General features: G+C 77.0%; 1 pseudogene. It reads right to left on the bottom strand.

Features of this window, described 5'->3' with window-relative positions:
• Positions 1–133 precede the first annotated feature (133 nt).
• Positions 134–618 (bottom strand): annotated as a pseudogene (locus tag GCU69_RS07510) (rRNA cytosine-C5-methyltransferase); the annotation flags it as partial.

Genomic DNA, 618 nt, shown 5'->3' with positions numbered 1-618 from the left:
GACCGGATCGGATCGGGTCGGCTCGGACGACCGAGTCGGATCCGGTCGGGTCAGATCGGATCGGACCGGATCGGATCAAGTCTGGCCGGCCCGGCGGAACCAGCTCGCGCCGGGCCGGCGCAACCGCCCCGGTTCAGCCCGTGCGGCGCAGCAGGCAGAGGTACATGGCGTCGGTGCCGTGCAGATGCGGCCACAGCTGTACGTCCGGGCCGTCGCCGAGGGCGGGCACGCCCGGCATCAGCGGACGGGCGTCGATCCGCTCGGCCGGAACGGCGGTTCCGGCGCGTCCCCTGAGGACGTCGTCGACCACGGCCCGGGTCTCGGCGAGGTGCGGCGAGCAGGTCGCGTAGCCGACGACCCCGCCGACGCGCACCGCGTTCAGCGCCTCCCGCAGCAGCCCGCGCTGGAGCGGCGCGAAACCCTCCAGGTCCTCGGGGCGGCGGCGCCAGCGGGCCTCCGGGCGGCGGCGCAGCGCGCCCAGGCCGGTGCACGGCACGTCGACCAGCACCCGGTCGAAGCTCCCGGGACGCCAGGCGGGCCGGGTCCCGTCGGCCGTGATCACCTGGTACGGGCCGGGGTTGCCCGCCAGCGCCCGCGCCACCAGCCCGGCCCGGTGCG

The organism is Streptomyces lycii (assembly GCF_009735685.1).
Lineage (GTDB): Bacteria > Actinomycetota > Actinomycetes > Streptomycetales > Streptomycetaceae > Streptomyces > Streptomyces lycii.
The sequence above is the reverse complement of the archived record's forward strand: the minus strand, read 5'-3'. Positions and strand labels throughout refer to the sequence as shown.